The sequence below is a fragment of the Rhodothermales bacterium genome (assembly GCA_039944855.1).
Lineage (GTDB): Bacteria > Bacteroidota > Rhodothermia > Rhodothermales > JANQRZ01 > JBBSMX01.
On record JBDUXZ010000021.1, the window covers coordinates 35,134 to 55,250 of the forward strand.

The window sequence follows — 20,117 nt, forward strand, 5'->3', positions numbered from 1 at the left end:
TTACCTAGAGCGGAGGAGGGGGAGGGCGCGGGTGAGGAGGAAGGCGGCCACAGGCGGTCGAGGGTCGTTCGCGTCGAAGACGACACACGGCCATGACCGATACTTGTGCGTCTCGCCGTAGACATCCTCACGGATGCCGCAGGCCCGCGCTCCCAGCCTGGCGAACTCGATTTCCACATTACAACCGGCCAAGTCGCTTAGCTCTTTCACAGCGACCGAAGCTAGTTTGGGGCGTACCTCCGGGCCAGGCGGTACGTCCACCCCTCGGAGCACAGCGTAGGAGCGGCCTCGGTGCGCGTGGGCTTTCTCAGGGATGGACTGAACATCGAGCCGGAGGCGACCACAGTTGAGCCGCGAGAACGGGACGCCTCCGCCTTCAGCGAAGTGGGGCCGCACGTCGCGCTCGCCGTTCTCCCAGTGGGCGTAGTGGATCTCGATCGTGGCTCCTCGCCTTGTCCTAGCCTCGAACGAGTACAGCCGGCCCTCGCAGGCGACGCGGTTCGTTGTCTTGCCCTCAGGCGCTCGTACGGGTAGCTCATGCGGGACGACTTGGAACGGGCCGACTTGGAAGGGCACCCACTTATGATCGGCAAAGGGAGCGGTCATGCTCCCACCCCCCGCTGTAGGTGGGCGACGGCGGGGCTGGCGGGGGAAGGAGGGGTCGGATGCTGCGGAGTGGAAGGCCCCTCGATCCGTCTGAGATTATTCATAGCTCTCCTCGTCTCGGGTCCGATAGGCTTGGCGAGGATCGCTTTTGGTGGGGTATTTCTGTTCGAGGCGGCCTTCGGAGACTAGCTCCGGGATGTAGTGCGTGCGCAGGGTTCGGGGGTCCCGATTGAGCAGGTCGGCCAGCTCCTGGAGCGTCAGGTAGCGTCCTGTGCAGAGCTCCAAGATCGTCCGGCGTACGAGCTTTCGAGGAGCAGTCTTGCGTGTGCTGACGGGCTTTGCGATGGCTCGGAGACGTTCATCTTGCTCGACGTCCTGCTCCTCTTGGGTAGAGCCCCCTTCGGAATGTGTAGAGCTCTCGGCCGGATGTGTAGAGCTCCCTTCGGAGTCTATAGAAGGAGGCTCCGAGGGCGTGGTGTAGACGAGGGCGCCCGTAGAGTGTGTAGAGTTCCAATCGAACAGAGAGAGCGACTCCTCTCTTGGCTTGGGTTCAATCTCATCTCCATCCTGGGCCAGTGAGTAGTAGGTGCCCCGGCCCGTTCCATCGGAGAGGAGCAACCCCCGGTCAACCAGCTCCCGCAGCCAGCGCGTGAGGTCACGGGGGTGCTCGTCGGAGAGCTCGCGGAGCCGGTGGTTGGTGACCTTACCCTCGATGAGCGCCGTGGCTAGCGCGAGGCGCTGAATTTCCGGGAGGTGATCAAACACGCCGGCGTAGAGCTCTTGTAGCTGCGCAATGGCCTCTTGAGGGATCAGGCTCATCATGGAGAGTTCGAGCACGGTGAACTCCGGATCGAACGATTCGCGGAGCAGCGGCTTCCGCCAGTGTTTCTCTCGCCAAGCACGGAGGATCTTGGGGAAGCCCGACCCCGCCTGCTCGGCCGCGCCGATCATCTGGAACATCTTCTGCAGGTTCCGATTGCGGCAGTCGCTGTTCCCTCCATCGAAGACCTGCTCCAGCGGGATGCGGAGCCCGCCGGGGTTGCGAAAGATGAAGCGGTCCGGCTTTTTGATGACCAGGATGCCCGTGCTGCCTGCGTAGTCCGCATGGATGAGCGTGTTGACGAGGGCCTCACGTAGCGCCTCGTGCACGTGGCTCTCGTCGACGCGCTTGTGACCGTGCTCGAGGCGGAAGGGCACCCGTAGGCCCGACGTCAGGCGCGGGTAGACCCGGCGGTAGAAGCCGTACAGGTTGCCCGACCACGTGCCGTCCGTCGTGACGCGGTCGGTCCAGCGTGTATCGGGGTCGGCGTCGCTCCCTTCCCGTTCTTGGTAGTCCACGAGGTAGTGCGGGACGGCCTCCAAAATGGAGGCCAGCTTGCCGAACATCAGCAATCCGGCAAGGGTCAGCCCCTCCTCGCCGGTCTGGCGGTCGCGGCGCCAGCCGCCGAGGGACTGAAGCAGCATCTGGTCGTCCTGAGCGAGCCAGGGGTGGCCGGGGCGGGTGCTCTTAAAGTCGTTCCGGAAGGCGGCCAGGCTGTCCGCGTCGATGTCCTCTAACGTGTAGCCCTCAAGCAGCCGGGCGTCGCGGTCGTCGGCCTCGGCCTCGGCGATCATGCGGCGCACCGTAGCGTCGTCACAGCGGTAGTCGCCCTCGTGACCGCGCCGGTACGTGCCGGTGAACGGGTTATCGCCGGTGTGGACGGGCCGGCGCTTGCGGGGCGCCCGCGGGACGTGCACGAGCAGGAGCTGGCGCCCCTCGATCTCGACGACGCGCACGTCGTCGTTCTCAAGAAGGTTGACGTTGACGAGCTGGGTGTTGTTGACGCCGTTCCAGAAGTCTCGTCGGACCCGCTCCATGTCCCCGAGCCCGACGAAGTCGAGAGTCCCGTCATCACGCTCGGCGGCTCCCAGCAGGATGTACCCGCCCTGCGTGTTGGCGAAGGCGGAGTATGTAGGCCAGATGCTCCCGGGCACGGCGCCGTCACCGTCGCGCCCTTGCGCGGCCTTCGCCTCGAAGTCGTAGGCTTCCCGATAGCTCAGGAGTTCCTCTGGGGTCATGCGCGGACTCGTGGGTACGGGGGATGCAGGATGAGAACCTACGCCTCCACCTCCCGTGGTGGGTGGGCGACGGCGGGGCTGGCGGGCGGCGGGTCGAGGATGGTCTCGTAGGCCGCGCCGGCCTCGGCGGCTTGCTGGAGCCGGTCGTAGACGGCGAGGATCATGTCCTTCGTGCGGTAGCTCCCGTGCGCCTTCTCGTCCTTCCGCTTGACGATGGGGAACGTGTCCATAACGTAGGCGACGGCGGCGCGCGGAGTGGGGAACGACTGGCGGAGCGCCTCGGGCTCCTCGGCCCAGGCCTCCGGCGTGCCGAGGTAGAGATGGAAGAAGGCGGCGTCCAGCTCGGCGCGGAGCTTCTCCCGGCGGGCCTCGTCCCAGACGAACGGCGGGCCGTCGTAGCCGACGTCGCGGGCGAAGGGTTGGAGGTCCCAGGCGGTGTAGGTCAGCTCGAGGACGCGGGGGCGGATCCAATCGGCAAGCATCTGCTCCGGCAACCAGGGGCAGGGGTGGAGATAGGTTTCAGGCGGGAGGACAGGGAGCTGTTTGAGGATGAAATGAGAGAAGTTGGTCCCCCCGAGACTCTGGCGCGTGGCATAATCGAACACAAAGCTATTCAGGCAACTGAGCAGTAGGGTGCTCTCTGTCCATTCACATTCAGGCTCGATAAGCTGACATGCATGATTCGCCGCGACGAGAGGCAGTACGGTAAAGACAGCTGTTCTTCGATTGGTTGTCGTATTAACAATGTTTCTAAAGGTGATTAGGCCCGCCGGTGCCTTATCTAGCTTGGATATGACCTCCTTCCGCTCCACCCAGTATCTCGGCAGAGGGACAACATTCGGATTCTTAAGCTCACCACTTAAACTGACCGCCTGAGCCTTAACTCGGAAGCGGCTGTCCGCGGAAACTTGGTCAAAGGTGTTGTACCGATGATTGTACTGGTGAAATAGCTTCGGCTCGTAAAGGGGGAGGTACCGATCCTCGGCTTCGCCCACAAAGCGGTTACCCTCCATCCGATAGCCCTCGGACTCTAGCACTTCGCGAGCGCGGAATAGGTCAGAGTCGTTCGCCATATGGAACATTGTGCTGAACCGGATGCGCCAAGGATTTTCCTCGGGCGAACCCTCTACGATAAAGACAGGCACGCGACGGTAGAGCGCCTTGGTCAACTCCGCGTCGCGTCGCCATCTAAACAGAGGTGCTGTCTTAGTATTGGGGTTCAGCAAGACAATATCTTCGGCAGATAAGTCACTAATCCTGTCCGCATCCCTTGCCGCGCCGACGGAGTCCAAGTCGAACCCGAACTCGAAGGTAGAGCGCGCAACCGAGGAGTTTCTGCCTCGGATTGTCAGTAGGCAAAACGGGTCGGGGCTCTTCGTCCCACGGAAGAAAGCCGAGATGCGAGTGAAGCTTAGTATGCTCTCAATCCGCTGATTCTGCACCAGCTCGTCGAAGAATGCCTTAGTCGTGTCGGACGTCACCAGAACTGTAGGTGTGACGATACCTGCCCTTCCAGCCTCGGAGACAAGTTGCATGAAGCGCTCAGCGAAGACGGCATAGGTGTTAACATCGCCGCGCCCGCAGAGCGGGTATACACCGCTGTCGCGGAGCAGTGTGCTCTCGCCCTCAGCCTGCCGCTGCGCCTCGCGGAACGCCTCGAACAACGCGGGGTCCTCCGTCTCTAGCTGCTTGATGAGCGTCGTCCGTGCGGCCTTGTTGCGCGCCCCAGCGATATCCGGCCGGACGCCCGCAAAGAACTCCTTCTCCTGCAGCTTGACCCGCTCCCACGGTGGGTTACCGAGGACGCAGTCGAAGCCGCCGCGCCAGCCTGCCGTCTCGTCGGTCGGCGTCTCGTCCGGACCGGGCACGCGGAAAACGTCGGGGAAGGCGAGGTGCCAGTGGAGGAACCGGTACCGCTCGGCTAGCCGTTGGACCTCGCGCCGCATCCAGTCGGGTGTTGCGTGCGGGTTGCGCTCGATCTTGCGGTAGACCTCCTCGTGGATCGGGTAGGCGAGGTCGTCGCTCGGCCACTTGGGCCACACGAATGCCGCGCACCACGCGTCAGCCAGCAGCCGGGCATGCTCGTACGCCTGCGAGTGGACGGCGGCGGCGTACCGCTTGGCCTTGTCCTGCACGGCCTCCACCGAGTCGTTCGGCAGCGCGTCCAGCTCGGCGATGACCTGCGGCATGTTGCCCAGCCGCTCCCACGGCATCGCCTCGGCCGCGAACAGGTCGTGCTGGCGCTTCTTCCTAAAGGTCCGGTTCTGCGCCTTGTACTCGTTCGCGTACGCCTTCACATCGCCCGTGATGGGCTTGAACGCCTCGTCCGGGATGCCCTCGCGGAGCGCGGCGGGCGTGGCCCCGAGGAGCCCGTTGCCCACCTGGAGGTGGTGGTCGAGGAACGAGAGCGGCTTGCCCGGCTCCAGCGACTCCAGCCACAGGTTCACCTTGCACAGCTCCAGCGCCATCGGGTTGAGGTCCACGCCGTAGACGCACCGCGCGATGACGTCGCGGAGGGCGTGCTGCCGCTGCTCGGGCGTGGGCTCGCCGCCGTCGGCCTTCGCCGCCCGCACCCGCGCCAGCCGCCCGGCGATGCGGTGCGCCGCCGCGATGAGGAAGTGCCCGCTGCCCACGGCCGGATCGCACACCTTCAGCGCCAGCAGCGACGCTTCGGGGTCGTCGGCCTTCTCGGCCCGGTCAAGCACGGGGTCGAGCGCGGTGTCGAGGAGGGCCTGGATGAGCCCCTCCGGCGTGTAGTACGAGCCCGTCGTCTTCCGCTCACTCCCGGCCACCGCTTCCAGCACAAACGCGTGGGCGTCGAGGTTCAGCTGCGGCTGGAGTTCGAGCAGGCTCTCGTAGATGCCGCCCAACTCCTCCGGCCCGAGGTGCTTGTAGTCTACGCTCCGTCGCACGCGGTCCTGCTCCACGAGCGAGAGCGCCCGCACAGCCTCCAGGAACGGCTCGTTCGCCAGCTTGGATTGTGCGAGCGTTCCAATGGCATCGTCGCTCCAGAGAAAGGAGCCCAGCGCCGGCAGCGCGAGGCGGGGCTCGCCCGTCTCGCCGAGGGCGCGCATGATGAGCTTGAGCTGCTCCCAGCGGTCGCCGTGGCGGGCGCTTCCCCGCCGCTTCTCCGCCAGGGCGCGGAGTGCCGCCGTCGAGTAGTACTTCGCGTACCGCTCTTTGGCTGCGTCGTCCCCCTTCGGGTCGAGCAGGGCCTCGCGGTCCTCGGCGGTGAACAGGAAGATGAGGCGGTAGACAAGCCGGAGCAGCTGGCGGTAGTAGTCCTGCGGGTCGAGGTCGCCACTGCGGAGCGCCTCCCGCAGCGCCTCGTTCTCGCGGTGGGCGATGAACCCGGCGCCGAGGTGCTCGATGGCCTGCTGTACCCCGTCACGCAGGGCGTCCAACGCCCGCGTGCCCTGTTCGTGGGCCTGCACGCTCCACCGCTCCAGCCAGCAGGCCTCCGGCGTCGCGCCCTCGGTCCGGCTCGCGTGCGCCGTCAGCCAGAGGACCGCGAAGTCCGCATACGCCTCGCCCTCGAACATCGCCTCCAGGTCGAACTCCACGTACGCTTGCCGCGTGAGGCTCGCGTTGTCGCGGAGCAGCCGGAGCTTGAGCCCGTTCGTGAGAATCGCCCACAAGTGCTCGTCGGAGCGGTTGAGCAGCTCCTGCGTCATCGCGTGCGGCGCATACGTCGCCGCCCCCGCCACGCCCGCCGACTTCCGGTCGAGGTCGACCTTGTACGAGAGCAGATGGACCGGCAGGTGCCTGTACCCGTGGGAGACGGGGTAGCGCTTCCCCTCGATCTCGTACGTCTCCGTCTTCAGCCGCCCGTACCCCAGCTCCTCGAAGAGCGGGAGCAGCCAACCCTCTCGCGTCTCCGTCGTCCCGCGGGCGTCCTCCAGAGCGTCGAGGCGGAGCCGCTCGTCGCGGAAGGCGGCCCACAACCCCTGCAGCCGGTTCCAGCTCCGGCTGGCCGCCTCGCCCAGCTTCTCGTTCTTGGCCAGCCCATAGTCCTGCGGCCGGAGCCCCCCGAGGTCCGCGTCCTGGTCGGCCACGCGCTGGAGGAGGTCCATCGGCAGGATAGCCCCCTCGGTCTTGACGGATTGGAAGGGTGTGCGGGTGCGGGTAGACATGGGGGGTTAGATTAAGAGGGACGCAGTTGACGCGGCGGGACGGCTGGGTGCTCTATCTATTTAATCCCAGTAGTCATCGTCGTCTTCGCGGGCCGCTTCGTCATCTGCGCGTTCGCGCTCGAACAAGACGTGAGCGCCCTCGGCGGCTTGCGCGAGAGCGACTGGACGGCCGGCGACAGCGAGGGGTGAGCCTACAAAGTGGATGTCCGCAGCGTATCCGCGCCCAGTGAGGTAGAGGGATGGGAGCGCAGCGCTCGTCGTGGCCGATCCGTAGCCTTCGGTGGTATAAACGGCCGCCGCGCGGTAGGCGATGCGGTCCCCGTCAGCTAACAGGCTAGCGCGCACGGAATCGTAGGCGGCGTTTTCGAAAGCCCGCACGCTGATCTCGGCGAAGAGGCCCGAGGCGACGTGGAGCAGTACCCGTCCGTCCGGCATGCGAATGTGAGAGGGGGCGGCGAGCGCGCGTCGCAGGCTCCACCAAGCCGCGGCTACCTGCCGGTCGGCCTCCTCCCAAACCTCGGGCGTGACGACGGCTTCCCGAACTTGGTCCTTTTCCGGCCGCCTGCCTGACAGCAGGAAGCTCCCCTCATCCTCGTATTTGCTGAAGCTCGACTTGATCGGCGGATCAGGGTCGGTGGGCAGCGGATACCGAAAGGTTGGGTAGTCTTCCGGGCGGCTATTACCTAGTCGACGGGTCTCCCATTCGGCAGGAGGAGAAACCAGCACGATGGATTGCCTCCGCTCCCGGATGACCCGCCCGAGCGGGGCCTCGGCATTCAGGTTGTAGGCGAATTGAGCGGAGTCGTACGGCAGGTCGGGAGGATCGTGGGCGTCGTCTCGGGACGTTACCATTCGGGACGTTCCCATGTTTTGCAGGGCCTCCCTGGGGCACACGAGCAGCGGCTTTGTGTATCGGTCGTGGTGTCGATTCCAGTACTGGTCCCAGTGGAGGGCGGCGGCTGGACATGGCGCGGAGAGGAGCGCTCTCACCGCGGCCTCCCAGTCCTCGGCCGGTATGGGTGCCGAACGTGGAAGCTCGTCGCAGGCCCGTAGACGGGACAACTCGAACCGCAGCATGTCGCGAGGCTCGCCTTCCGGGGCGAGCCGTTCGATCAAACGCTGGCCGAGCGGGTCTTCAGCATAGTGGTCTACCGTCCAGCCTCGGAGCGCCTGGTGGAGGCGGCGAGCGTGCGCGTGGGGCGTCTGCGAGGGAAGGTTGACCTGCTTCAAGTCGGCCGCCTCCGGCAGCCGGCGGAGCAGTTCGGGCAGGTTGATGCCGTACGATTGCTCCGGCTCGAACGTGTGCTCGCCCCACCGGCAGGACTCGGCGACGGAGATGCGGGCGTACTCGTTGGGATCGACCGCGATGCGGTCCAGGAGGAGCGCGAGGCTCTTGGGCGTGAGCTGGAGGTAGGTACGCTCTTCGAGCTGACGCCGCTTTGGCCGGTCAGCGAGCCATTGCTGCTGGTCGGCGAGCCATTGGCTCTCTTCCTCGGTGGCTGCGGCCGTGAGTCCATACCGGGAGGCCAGGGCCAGGCGCTCGATGGCCGTTAGCGCGAGGGCGGGCACACGACGCGCCGACACGGTGGCAAGTAGTAGGCCGCGTTCCTCGCCTGGGGACCCCGACGATCTGTCTCTCTCTCGTTCGATTTCCACAATCCGGTCAAGGGTGAGTGAGCCACGGTGACCCACGCGATGGCTCTGCACTCGTTGGCTCTTATAGTCGTATACGCCTGTCGCGTACGCAGCCTTCGAAAGTTCAAAGCCCCAGGAGGCAAGCGCTCTGGTACTCTCTTCTTCTTGGCGCCACGCGGCGAGCACCTGACGCAGCACGTCTTCGAGAGCAACCCCGTCGATGGGCGTCTCCGTCTGTCCGTACTCGAGAAACAGGTGGGTCTCTAAGTCGGGTGTGATGACTGAGGCGTCATCATTGGGGTCGAGCGTTGCGAAGAAGGGTGTGTTGATGGCGTTCTGATTGGCCACCAGCATAATCCTGCGAGGATCGAAGGCGTTCAGCCGCTCAAGGGCGGCTTCCTCGTCTTCGACGACTTCTAGGCTGATCGCGGTCTCAAGGCTGCGAGGGAAGACATCGAAGGAGGGCTGTGTGAGCAAAACGATCGTCTCCTCGAACTGCTGGGCGTTCAGGAGGCCGGGGCCTTCATCGGAGAAGTGCTCCTGGAGATGGCGGACAACCCGCTCCTGGATGAGCGCATTAGTCCACGACGTGAGATCGACGACGAGTTGACTGGGAAGCATGGCGGCAGGACCTCAGGCTGAACTGATTGGCAGTGCATGCGCAACACCGGCAGGGAAAGGTGGTCGCTTTCAGGCGGCTGGAAGGAGGATGAACACCCCAAGTACGTCTGGCTCGTCCTGGTGCTGGACCGTATAGCGACCCGTCGCTTTGGCCGCATCGCGGACGCGCCGGTGGGCATCGAGAAGGTCGTCTCCCCTTCGCTTCGCCTCGGCCTCGATCTTTGGTCGGAGCGCGTCGAACTCGTCGGTCACCCGCTGGAGGAAGTGCCGTGCCTGGTCGGGGCCAATGTTGGCGTCGGGCGTGGCGGAGAGGCTCGCCGCCGCCAGCCCTTCGGGCAGCCACGTCGGATCCGACGGCGCCCCTTGGAAGCCGAGCACGCCGACGTCTTCCGCGAGCATGGCGCGCTCCTCGCCCTCACGCGTGACGACGAGGTGGAATCGGAAGCGCACCAGCAGCACGGTCGTTCGCGTTGTGACAGCCTGGGTCCGGACGACGCCCGATCGCCGGGCCACGCCCTCGCCGTCGAGCGCAGCGTCGAGCACGTGACTCGCGAGGCCCTCCACGAACGGGTGCGTCCGTACGAGACGAACTTCGCCGTCATCCACAGGCCCTTCGAACCGGACTCGCAGCTCTTGGCGCCCCCCGACCGCATCCTGAAGGCTCCGCGGGGTCTCCGTCAGATCGAGTCGGACGACCTCGCCACCGTGGTCTTGAGCCACGACTCCACCGTGCGTTCGGATCGCGTCGGTCACGAACCGTCGGACGTCGAGCGGGCCGCCGATCGCCGACCGGATCGCCTCCAGCTCGCGGACCACGTCGTCCGTCTTGATCCGCTCCTGGGCGAACATCGTCCGGGAGCGCGTCTCTTTCGTCGCGCTTTCTTCCCACTCCGTATGAACGTCCTCAAACTGCTCTTTCGTGAGGTCGTCAAAGAGGCCCATCTGCTGGCTCGACACCCGGGCCCCGCGGAGCACCAGGCCCTCGAACACGGCTTCGACGAGCGCGTCCGAGCCCGTGGGGACCGGCACAGAGATGCCGAGCTGGCTCCGGATCGTCTTGTGCTTACGGAGCAGCACGTCGAGGACGAGCCCGTCAATCTGGTTGTCCTTCCCGAACAGCGTCACCACGCGCACCTCCTTCCGGGGCTGCCCGTAGCGGTCCACGCGCCCCTCGCGCTGCTCGTGCCGCGTCGGGTTCCACGCGAGGTCGTAGTGCAGCACGGCGTCGAACGCTTCCTGCAGGTTGATCCCCTCAGAGAGGCAGTCGGTGGCTACGAGCACGCGCTTATCCGCCTGGGCCAGCTCGGCCACGCGGGCCTCACGCTCGGTCGGGGCCAGCAGGCCCGTCACCGCGGCGACTTCCACGCCTCGTAGCGCGGTGCGCAGCGCTTCGGCCACGTACTCCGCCGTCTGGATGAAGCGGCAGAACACGATAGGCTGGTGCCCATCCTTCAGCAGTCGCTTTACGAGGCTGATGCCCTTGGTGAGCTTCGCGTCTGCCGTGCCGCCGAGTGCCTCCGCCCGGCGGGCCAGTGCCCGCAGCCGCGCTTGGTCGGTCGAGCGCGTGTCGTCCTCAAGCGTCACGAGTGCGCCGTGCACGAGGTCGGCCCCCTCCGCGTCGTCGTCCACTGCCATGTCCATCACGCGATGCCGGCCAATCGCATCGGCCTCTGCTACGGTCTTAGCCTCTGCCGACGCGGCCCGGTTCGTGAGGGTCGCGGCGGCGGCGGCCGGACTGGAGGCCAGCGCCCGCAGCAGGCTGAGCGCGCTCCACCAGCGCACCCGCTGATCCCGGCTCCCCGATTCCGCCGACCCGACGCTCTCGCGGGTGTAGTCCAGTACGTCGTTGAAAAGCGTGGCGTACTCCGGGGTAAGCGTGTAGGCCCCCTCGCTCTCCTCGACCTCGATCCGCGTGGGGAACGGCGTGTCCTCGTCGGCGAAGTGCTTGATGTCTGCCCGGCGGCGTTGTACGAACTGCCCCGCGAGCTTCCGCCGGACGGGCTCCTGTGAGGGGCCGGTCAGGTCGGCCGGAAGATTTACGTAGCTCGTGTCCAACAGCGTCAGCAAGGACCGAAACGCCTCTTCCTTCCCACTGTGGGGCGTTGCCGTTACGAGGATGAGGTGGCGATGCGCGCCTTCCGCGAGCTTTTTGACCAGTTCGTGTCGCTGGTGCTGGGCGCCGCGGCCGTCCGCCTGGGCGCACGTGTGGGCCTCGTCCACGATGACGAGATCGGGGCACGAACGGACGAACTCGTCCCGCCGCCGGTCGCTCTTGACGTAGTCCATCGAGACAACGGTGTAGGGAAACACCTCAAAGATGGACTGCCGTGCGCTCGCGAACTTCTCCAGCCGCCGCGCCGTGCTCGGCAGCACCAGCTCTGCCTCAATGTGGAACTTCTCGGCCAGCTCGCGCTGCCACTGCTCGGCCAACTGGGGCGGGCAGAGCACGGTCAGTCCCCCTGCGTCACCGCGGGCAAGCAGTTCCTTTGCGATGAGCCCGGACTCGACCGTCTTTCCGATCCCTACGTCGTCGGCGATCAGGAGTCGCACGGGGTCCATCTTCAGGGCCATCAGGAGCGGCACAAGCTGGTACGACCGGGGCTCCACGCCCAGGCTCGCGAACGACCGGAACGGGCCGGCGCTGGCGCGGAAGCCCAACCGCACGGCGTCGTAGAGCATCCGCGCCGATCGGAAATCCCCGGCCCGAGCTGGGTCCGGCAGCGCGAACGTAGCGGAGCGGGCGTCCTCGAGGAGCGTGTCGAGCCCCGTGATCTCGTCGTCGGTCCCGCCGAGCGGGCGGAGCACGAGGAGCTCGTCTTGGCTTTCGGGGAGAACGACCCACTCGCGGCCGCGAGCGTGGACGAGGGAGCCTATGGCGAAGTCGGTCATCAGAGAAGCATTCAGGAGAGGGAGCCGAACACCGAGGGGTAGCGCCCCACGATGTCGCGCCAGTCGTCCTCGTGGTGGAAGCGGATGACCCAGTACCCGGCGTCTTCCAGTGCCGACGTCATCGCCTCGTCGCGACGCTGGCGGTCGGGGTAATCGTGGGGGGGACCGTCGACATACACGAGAGCATGGTGGTCCCGGTAGACGAAATCGGGGCGCGTGCCGTGCTCAGCCAGAAGAGGCTGCGCCTCCGACGGCAGCCGGAGCCCATGCCGCTCGAGGAACTCTAGCCACCGGCGCTCAAGACCGGAATCCGCCAGCCGGTCGAGCACGTCCCGGTGCTCCGCACGAGGTGCCACGGTAGGTGAGGCCTCGACGCGTGCCTTGGCAAGCTCTAGGAGTACGTCGCGAATCGCCAGCCGATCAAGAAGCGCGTGGTCTCGCTGGTTGCGGTAGCTCATGAGGCAGTCGTAGCAGGCCGCCTCGCAGCGCTCCTCCGCGCCCGGCGCCTGCCCGAGGTCGTCGCCGGTATCGGGGTCGAAATGGCACAGCCGGAGCGCCTCCCGTGCCACGAGCGCGAGGTCGTCCGGCGCGTCGAGCAGGCGGCGGAGCACGCCGGCCCCGCCTTCGGCCGCCTCGTAGATGAGGAGCTGGCGGCGGTCCCCAGCATTGGGTAGAGGCTCCGCGGCGAGCTCATCGTCCTCGAGCTGATAGTGCACCTGGAGGGCTTGCTTGAGCGCAGCCTGGAGCGAGGCCATCTGGTCCGGTTCCAGCGCTCGCCGCGGCGTTACGAGGAGGGCGTTGCGGCGGTCCTCGACGTACGGGATCACGCGTTGTGTCCGCTTCGACATGGCGTCGCCCGGGTCCTCGGCAGCCTGCTCGTTCGTGGCCCAGTACCCCCGCTCGGTGTCGAGCACGAACCCCATTTGGTGCTTGTCCTTCCGCCGCGCCCAGCCCGTGTTGATCCGCCAGAGCGTCGCGGCGTTACCATACGCTACCTCGGCGATGTCGTGGCCGTCTGCGCGAACGGACCCCATGCGCGCCGTAGGGCGCCCGTCCTGCTCCCCGAACCGGACACCGGTAACGATCTCGTATCCGAGCCGCATCCGCTCCTCCTCGTCGGAGGTGATGCGCTCGCGTCGCTTCGTGGAGACGTTCTCGAGCCGGAACAGCTGGGTCAGCGCAACCGACAGCTCCTCCCCACACCGCTCGCACACGTCGTAAGCGTCGACGTCGCCGGCGAGGGGGTGGAGGTAGCCACACTGCTCGCACCGCTTGGCCCGATGGGTGAGCACGCCGTCGTCTTGGCCGGGCGTCTCGGCAGCCACCGGGAGGATCACCTTGTTGATGACGTACTGCGACCCCTCGTGGTAGACGATAGCCCGAGGTCCGAACTCGCTGATGGCGAGGAACCGCGGTCGCGAGAGGAACTCGTCGTGCTGGCGTTTCCGCCGGGCGGGGATGTAGGCCGACAGGGGGAGGCGCGGGAAGTTGTAGCCGGGGAGGAACCCCTCGCTGGCGAAGTAGCGGTAGCTGTAGAAATCGCTCTGCCCCACGCTGTCGACCTGCGTCAGCAGCTCGAGCTGCTGCTCGGCCTCGCGCCGGAGCCGTTTGGCTTCGTTCTTATCACGGAGCCCGCGGGAGGCGTCCTTCACAATGGCCGTCTGCGCAGTGAACTGCGCGAGCGCCGAGCGGTAGAGGGAGCGCCACCGGTCGCACGCCTTGTCGAACTGCCGCGGCGCCTGGCGGAGCACGTCGTCGACCCAACTGGAACTATACCAGTCTGCATCGCCTAGCGCCTCTTGGACGGCACCGAGGATGTGACGGACCCGTTGCCCCGCCCGTTCGCGCGGCCCGTCGCCCTCGATCTGAGCACGCACGCGCTCGTGGAGCTCTAGGGAGGGCGTCTCGCCTTCCACGTCGAGCACGTCGAGGAGCGACTTACCAAGACTCAGGCGCGTCTCGGCCAACCACACAGCGTGGACGTGGGAGCGCACGAGGTCCTCATTGGCGAGGTCAAGCCGGGGAGGCGAGACGGCCCCCGCGACCATCCGCTCGGGCCGCCGGAAGAAGTATTGGTCGTGCGAGGAGCCGGTCGTGCAGTAGGTGAAGACGAGGGCAGGCTGGCCGCTTCGGCCGGCGCGGCCGCTCCGCTGGGCGTAGTTGGCCGGGGTGGGCGGGACGTTGCGGAGGTTGACGACGTTGAGGCTGCCGATGTCGACCCCCAGCTCCATCGTCGGCGAGCAGTAGAGGATGGGCAGGCGGGCGTCCTCGAAGCGCTCCTCGCGCTCCTCGCGCTCGGCGTAGGGCACCTGCGCGGTATGTTCACGGGCCTCCATCCCATGCAGTCCCTGAGCGACATGTCGGTAGAAGTCGACGAAGAAGGCGTTCGTCTGACCGCCCTCCTCGGGCAGTGCCGGCACGCGGATGGGGTCGTGGAACGATCGCTCTCCGCTCCCGGCCCGCCACACGAGTGCTGCAGCGGGGACCTGGTACCCAGGCACCTCGTCGTCTCCGTCCGGCTCCAGCACGCGCTCCACGAGCCCCGCCGTCCGCAGCGCCTCGAACAGCTGGCGGATGATCTCCTCCCGATCTTTCAGCGAAGGGCGCTCGTTTAGGTGCCCGAACGTAGTCGGACGGCCGAGCAGCAGCCCAAACCCGCCTCGGGCTGAGAGGAATGTGTGCCCGCGCCAGTCGCCCTTTTTACGCGATCGGGGCAGCACGGTCGTGGCCACCTCTAACTTCTCGTCCTCGTCCATGGCCCACGCGCCTGAGAGCCGCTGTGCGCTCTGCTGTTGCATCCGCTCCTGGAAGCGGGCATCGAGGTAATCGACCTTCACGGCGAGCTCGCGCCGCATGTAGTCGAGAAGGGCACGCGCCACGTGGCACCGCGTCGCCGCGTTGGCCTCGGCGAGGGCGGGGTGCAGCCCCGACCAGATATCGTCGGCATCACACAGCTCGTCGAGCGAGCGGTAGTCGATCTCGAGCAGGCCGGCTTGCTCCAGGTTCGGAGCCGTCACGCGCCATCCGCGCCGGAGATCGCGGTAGAGCCGGTAACCCAGCACTTGTCGGAATGCGTGCTCCGTGTCCTCCTTAGCGGCGAACCGGACGGTGGGGTCGGCGGCGTAGTCATCGAAGGGGAGCCGCATCGCATCCGCTACTCGCTGCGTAAGCTCGTCGTGGCGAATACCCCGCGCGCCGGCGTCCTCCACGGCTCGGTAGAGCGCGCCGCGGAGCAGGCCCACTTCGACGAAATCGTTGAAATGCCCAGCCTGGAGAGCGGCGTCCTGTCGGTTGTCCGTGAACGAGAGGAGCTTGCGGGCTTCCGCCTTGAGCGTCTGCTCCGTGCGAAGCCGTCGTACCGCCGAGAGACTTAGGATCGTCGTCGCAGTGCTCCGCCCCTCCGAGCCGAGCGTGGTGAGCTTGGCGAAGTCGCTGCGTTGGCGGCTCCCGTACGCGACCCCGCACCGTAAGCAGAATCTGAACGGAGCGGTGAGGAACGCGGCCCGTTGGCCGATTGGGTCTTCCAACCCATCTGCCGTCACGGCGACGGAGGACGGGAGGTACTTGCGCCGGTCTTTGCGCAGTCGCGCCCCCCCAGCAGTCTCCTCTAGCCAATCGTCCGGAAGCCGCATGGCGATTGCGGCATCGTCCTCTGGCCACGGCTGCGAGGTGCTCAAGTAGAGGAAGCCGGCCTCTCCTTCGAGCTCGTCGTTGTACTGGTCCCGGAGGTCGCGCGGCACGTACTGGACCCGGCCCGTGGCGGGGTCGGCCGTGCGACGGATGGTGTAGTACTCCTGCCCGCACTCGCGGCAGAAGGCGAGCGGGAGCAGCACCTTGTCGCGATTGCCGGGTACGTATTGTTGCTTGTGGACGGTGACGTACCGATCCCCCTCGCGCTCTGGCGATGCATGAACGGTGTCGCCCCGGCTGATGAACTGGTGAAGCCGGAAAGCGAAGGGGCGGAAGCCGGACGTGGGGTCGCGCCCAGCGTTATAGCCGGCCATAAGCCCCGCCTCCAGCTCGTGCGCGCACTGCTCTACCGAGACACCCGTGAGAACGCTCAGCTCTTGGGCAGCCCCGTCGTTACCGAGCAGGCTTCGCGGCGTCACCCGCGCAAGCCGCGAAGCCTCTTCGTCCCATCTGACGCCGAACACGCTCTCGATCCACCGAGAGAGCGGGTCGGCGATGAAGTCTTCGTAGCTCGGCGGCGCCTCCTTGCGACCCTCGTTCAAGCGCGTCGTGAGGGCGTCGATGAACGCCCCATCGTCAGATGACCAAGCACGAGTAGCCCGGCGTAGGGTCTCGCCGATGACGTCCTCGGTACGAACCTCACTCCCGAACAGCCGCGTCGCAACGTCGGCGACGGCCGCCTGCTGCTCGGCGTAGCTCCCCCCACTCGCCATTGTCGCCGACGTCCCGACGCACCGGAGGCCAGCCCCCCCCATCCGGTCGCGGACGCGTCGGACCAGGAGGGCGACATCCGCTCCCTGTCGGCCTCGGTACGTGTGGAGCTCGTCTAGCACGAGGAAGCGCAGCCCCTCTGCGGCTTTGATCAGGTTCCGCTCCTGGGGGCGGGTCATCAGGAGTTCCAGCATCACGTAGTTCGTGAGCAGGATGTCCGGCGGGTTCGCGACGATCGCCTTCTTTTGCGCATCGTTTTCCTGCCCCGTGTAACGTGCGAAGGTCGCCGGCGCGTTGCCAGTGGTCGGGTCGCCCAGAAACTTCTCGAGCTCGCCGTACTGGCTGTTCGCCAGCGCGTTCATGGGGTATACGACGATCGCCTTAATCCCTTGTCCGCTACCCGCGCGAAGGACGTGGTCCACAATGGGGACGATGTAGGAGAGGCTCTTCCCCGAGCCCGTCCCCGTAGTCAGGACGTAGTTGCGGCCCGCCTGAGCGACGCGGATGGCGTCGGCCTGGTGGCGGTACAACCGCAAGGATCGCCTGCCTCCGGTGTCTTGGTCGAGGCGGAAGATGTCAGCGCATGTCGGGTGAAGTACTCCCTCGTTGACTAGGTCATCCACGCGCTCGGCAGGTTCGAACGATGGATTGAGCTGGATCAGCGGGTCAGGCCAGAGCAGCCCGGACCGTAGCTCGTCCTCGACACGCTCTGCGATGCGCTCGTCCTCGATGCGAATGAAGCTGCGGATGTAGGAGGCGTAATCCCCCACCAGCGCCTCGCGTAACCCGAACACGTCCATAGAGTGGCCCCTACCTCTTTCTTTGAATCCCTGAACAGAGGGCTAATTCTGCTTGCCTCAACTCAACTGTGATACTGTTAGGAAGATAACCCATAGCATAGTCTGCTAGCCAAGTATCCTCTGGAGCAGCGGTGAGTCGCTTTGACAGGCTTGAGGGGAAGCGCTGTTCTTGAGAGAGCGTAGCCGCGATCGAGAGGAACGGATGATCGGTCCCTGGATTAGCACGTGCGAGTTAGCTTGTGGCCTTCCCAGGGACTAGAAGCGTATGCGCGTCTATATCGCCATCACCGATGCCAACTGGTTCAGCCACCTCTTCCAGCTGGCCCTGCGCCCCGAGGGGCTCGACGAGGCCAATTTCTGGAAGCCATCGGGGCGCACGGGCTTCCGGGCCTTGTCATTCGGCGAGCCTCTCCTGTTCAAGCTCCGCGTCGCTGACGGTGACGCCATCGCCGGCTTCGGTCTCTTCGCCGCCTTCCGCCACCTCAGCGTCCGCGAGGCGTGGCGAGCATTCGGCGAGGCCAACGGCGCAGCGTCCCTCGAGGAGATGGCCGCTCGCGTCGCTCAATACGTTGCTGGCGTGGAACTCGGATACGGAGCACTCCAGCACCGTGTCGGTTGCCTTCTTCTCGCCGCGCCCGTTCTCTTCCCCCGAGAGATGTGGATCCGAAAGCCCGACGACTGGGCTCCGTCGATCCAAGTGGGCAAGGGATACGACTCGACGCGAGGGGAAGGCCGCCGGATCTGGCAGGCATGCCTCGAGCGCACAGCCACGCTCGGCCAAGCCCTCGACCTGGGCGATCCGATGGACATTCCCACCGGCACGAGCCGTGAACTTGGAGCGCAGCGGACGCTCTTCAACGTCGACCCCGGCGAGCGCTATGGTGCCCCGAAGACCATCCGCCCCCGCCTCGGCCAGGGCACGTTCCGCTACGCCCTCGAACAGGCTTATGGCCGGTGCGCCGTCACGGGCGAACACTCGCTCCCCGCCCTCGACGCCGCCCACATCGTCCCCTACGGCGAGGGCGGCGACCACGCCCTCGAGAACGGACTCCTCCTCCGCGCCGACGTCCACCGCCTCTTCGACAGCGGCTACGTCACCGTCACCCCAGACTACGAGTTCCGCGTGAGCCGCCGCCTCCGCGACGACTACGACAATGGGAAAGTCTACTACCAACACGACGGCCAGACCATCTGGACGCCAGGCGCCCCGTACCCGAAGCCGGACCCCGAGCGGCTCGAACTCCATTCCACGAAGCGGTTCCTAGATGCGTAAGGGCAGCGCTAGTAAGGTGCATTCAGACGGCAGCCCCCGCGCATTCACGGCGCGCACGCTCGTCGAGCGAGCGGCGGGCCTCAACCGTAACACCCGCGGTGAGCGCCTCCCGTACGTCGCCGTGGAGCCCGGCCCCACGGAGCGAGGTACGCTCTGACTGTTGCAGCCACGCCAGTACGAACGAAGGCGAAGCAATGCGCACTGATTTGTCGGATATATGCCGTACCGGGTATCCAGGGGCGCACTGCATAATCAAACAAGCGGCCCAGAATCAGCGTTTCCGCTTCGTCTGGGCCGCTTTAGGGGCGTGGAGCTAAGGAGATTCGAACTCCTGACCTCTGCAGTGCGATTGCAGCGCTCTACCAACTGAGCTATAGCCCCGGTGGAGCACCCAATATACAACGCCGCGCAGGCGGTTCAAGACGGTGTCCCCGCGCGCCGGCGTCCTAATCCGCTTTTCACTCAGCGTCCGCCAGCACGCACGCGAAGAGCAGCGGCGCCACGATCGTCGCGTCGCTCTCGACGACGTACTTCGGCGTGTCGGGGCCGAGCTTGCCCCACGTGATCTTCTCGTTCGGCACGGCGCCGGAGTACGAGCCGAAGCTCGTCGTGGAGTCGGAGATCTGGCAGAAGTAAGCCCACAGCGGCGTCCGCCGGTCCATGTCCTGCTCCAGCATCGGGACGACGCAGATGGGGAAGTCACCCGCGATGCCACCGCCGATCTGGAAGAAGCCGATGCCGCCGTCGGCGCTCGTCTCGGTGTACCAGTCGGCCAGCCAGGTCATGTACTCGATCCCGGTCTTGACGGTGTGCGGGCTCTTCACGTCGCCCAGCAGGACGTGAGCGGCGAAGATGTTGCCCGACGTGGAGTCCTCCCAACCCGGGACGACGATGGGGAGGCCCTTCTCAGCCGCGGCGACGAGCCACGAGTCCTTCGGATCGATCTGGTAGTACCCCTCCAACTCGCCCGAGCGGATGATCCGGTAGAGGTACTCGTGCGGGAAGTAGCGCTCGCCGTCGGCCTCGGCCTGCGTCCACTGCCCGACGAGGGCTTTTTCGAGTCGGCGGAACGCTTCTTCCTCGGGGATGCAGGTGTCGGTGACGCGGTTCATCCCGCGCTCCAGAAGCGCCTGCTCGTCGGCCGGGCTGAGGTCGCGGTAGTGGGGGACGCGCTCGTAAAAGTCGTGGGCGACGAGGTTGAAGAGGTCCTCTTCGAGGTTCGCGCCGGTGCAGGAGATGATGTGGACCTTGTCCTGCCGGATCATCTCGGCGAGGCTGAGCCCGAGCTCGGCCGTGCTCATCGCCCCGGCGAGGGAGACCAGCATCCGCCCGCCGCCGTCGAGGTGGGCGCGGTAGCCGTCGGCGGCGTCGACGAGCGCGGCGGCGTTGAAGTGGCGGTAGTGGTGCCGGACGAAGCGGGCGACGGCGGCGTAGTCGGTGGCGGTCTGGGTGTCGACGGGCATGGGCTTCAGAGAATGGAGGAGGCGAGGAATCGAAGGGTCGAGGATCGGGGAGGCGAAGAATCGGGGAGACGAGGAATCGAAGACGGCGACACGGCGGGCGGGCTCTGCGTCTCTTCCGCTCTTCGACTCTTCCGTTCTTCGTCTCTTTGCGAGTGGGGCGGCGCGAACCGGAGGCGTCGCGCGGGGTTCCAACGGACAGCCGCTGGTGGCCGCGCGCGTATCCGAAGTTTACGCAAGA

At 66.2% G+C, this 20,117-nt stretch carries 8 protein-coding genes and 1 tRNA gene; 1 reads left to right on the forward strand and 8 read right to left on the reverse strand.

From position 1 onward, the window contains the following. From ABJF88_11245 to ABJF88_11270, 6 genes are all read right to left on the reverse strand, one after another. Positions 1-576: a hypothetical protein gene (locus tag ABJF88_11245; protein MEP0547499.1), complete on the reverse strand. Its 576-nt coding sequence runs from the start codon at positions 574-576 to the stop codon at positions 1-3. Between the two features lie 126 nt (positions 577-702). Next, entirely contained in the window at positions 703-2,664 is a 1,962-nt protein-coding gene (locus tag ABJF88_11250; GenBank protein ID MEP0547500.1) for an ATP-binding protein, read from the reverse strand. Positions 2,665-2,702: 38 nt separating this feature from the next. Next, entirely contained in the window at positions 2,703-6,797 is a 4,095-nt protein-coding gene (locus ABJF88_11255) for an N-6 DNA methylase (protein MEP0547501.1), read from the reverse strand. Between the two features lie 60 nt (positions 6,798-6,857). Beyond that, a complete protein-coding gene (locus tag ABJF88_11260) occupies positions 6,858-9,053 on the reverse strand; it encodes a hypothetical protein (protein ID MEP0547502.1) in 2,196 nt (731 codons plus the stop codon). Between the two features lie 69 nt (positions 9,054-9,122). Continuing rightward, positions 9,123-11,942 carry a helicase-related protein gene (locus ABJF88_11265; GenBank protein MEP0547503.1) on the reverse strand — a complete coding sequence of 940 codons (2,820 nt, stop codon included), beginning with the start codon at positions 11,940-11,942 and terminating at the stop codon, positions 9,123-9,125. 11 nt (positions 11,943-11,953) lie between these two features. Next, positions 11,954-17,113: a DEAD/DEAH box helicase gene (locus tag ABJF88_11270; protein MEP0547504.1), complete on the reverse strand. Its 5,160-nt coding sequence runs from the start codon at positions 17,111-17,113 to the stop codon at positions 11,954-11,956. 295 nt (positions 17,114-17,408) lie between these two features. On the opposite strand from ABJF88_11270, the gene ABJF88_11275 reads away from it, so the two are divergent. Then, entirely contained in the window at positions 17,409-18,416 is a 1,008-nt protein-coding gene (locus tag ABJF88_11275) for an HNH endonuclease (GenBank protein MEP0547505.1), read from the forward strand. A 308-nt stretch (positions 18,417-18,724) separates the two neighbouring features. On the opposite strand, the gene ABJF88_11280 is transcribed toward ABJF88_11275, so the two are convergent. Together ABJF88_11280 and ABJF88_11285 are read right to left on the reverse strand one after the other, a co-directional pair. Then, positions 18,725-18,797 (reverse strand) — tRNA-Ala (locus ABJF88_11280). 77 nt (positions 18,798-18,874) lie between these two features. Further along, on the reverse strand, positions 18,875-19,879 hold the full coding sequence (locus tag ABJF88_11285; GenBank protein ID MEP0547506.1) for a deoxyhypusine synthase family protein: 1,005 nt from the start codon (positions 19,877-19,879) through the stop codon (positions 18,875-18,877). Positions 19,880-20,117: the final 238 nt, after the last annotated feature.